This is a genomic window from Geminocystis sp. CENA526 (assembly GCF_050753365.1).
Classification (GTDB): domain Bacteria; phylum Cyanobacteriota; class Cyanobacteriia; order Cyanobacteriales; family Cyanobacteriaceae; genus Geminocystis.
Genome location: NZ_JBLZFY010000291.1, coordinates 1 through 1,274 on the forward strand (window position 1 = coordinate 1; position 1,274 = coordinate 1,274).

Below are 1,274 nucleotides of genomic sequence, written 5' to 3' on the forward strand. Positions count from 1 at the left end.
CAAGTATTAATTTTTACAATATGACTTTTTTTAGTGAAACAATCTGGTTTATTCCCTGTTATACCCTGATTGGAGGCTTGATTGCTCTACTGTGGTCGCCCGGTATCATACGAAAAACAGGCTCTCGCCCAGCAGGGTATATTAATATTGTGATGACATCGATGGCATTTATTCACAGTGTCATCGCTTTATATCAAATTTGGGAAAAACCAGCCCAAGAATTGCGTTTTACATGGTTAGAAGTAGCAGGTTTAAATATCTCTTTTGACATACAGATTTCTTCTATCAGTGTGGGCGCTTTAGCTTTAATCACTGGGTTAAATGTCTTGTGTCAACTATACGCTGTCGGTTATCTGGAAATGGATTGGGGATGGGCTAGATTTTACGCCTTAGTCGGTTTTTTCGAGGCAGGAATGTGTGGTTTAGTCTTGTGTAACTCCTTATTTTTCAGCTACGTTTATTTAGAAATTCTCACTCTTGGTACTTATTTATTAGTGGGTTTCTGGTTTGCTCAACCCTTAGTGGTATCTGGTGCGAGGGATGCTTTTTGGACAAAACGGGTGGGAGATATTCTATTATTAATGGGAGTAATCGCCATTTATCCCTTTTCTGGCACATGGAATTATAATTACTTAGCATTTTGGGCTAATAATTCTCCTATTGATGCTACCTTCTCTACTTTACTCTGTTTACTTCTGATTGCGGGTCCCATCGCCAAATGTGCGCAAATTCCTTTACAATTGTGGTTGGATGAAGCTATGGAAGGTCCTTTACCTGCTTCTATTTTAAGAAATTCGATCGTAGTAGCGGTGGGGGCTTATGTTTTAATTCAACTGCAACCAGTGTTAGAAATTTCCCCCATAGTCTCAGAAATTGTGGTAATCGTTGGGGCGGTAACTGCTATATTAGCTTCTTTAATTGCCATTGCCCAAGTGGATTTAAAACGGGTGCTATCCTATATTGTTAGCGCTTATATGGGATTAGTTTTTATCGCTATTGGTACAAATCATGAGCAAACGGCATTACTTTTGATAGTGGTTTACGCTGTGGCGATGGCTTTGTTGTATATGAGTATCGGTACAGTTATTATCAGTAATGTGACTCAAGATATAACACTTTTAGGCGGTTTATGGAAACGTCGCCCTTTAACTGGTATATCCTTTTTAGTGGGTACTTTTGGATTAGTTGGTTTTCCTCCCCTCGGTGGTTTTTGGATTCTGCCTCGTCTTGGGGATGATTTGCCTTCCTCTCAACCTTGGTTATTTGCGGTTTTA

General features: G+C 39.6%; 1 protein-coding gene. It reads left to right on the plus strand.

The window, feature by feature from the left end; genetic code table 11:
* Positions 1-20: 20 nt before the first annotated feature.
* A partial coding sequence (locus ACN4EE_RS23455) for an NAD(P)H-quinone oxidoreductase subunit F (protein ID WP_431708923.1) occupies positions 21-1,274 on the plus strand: 1,254 nt, incomplete at its 3' end.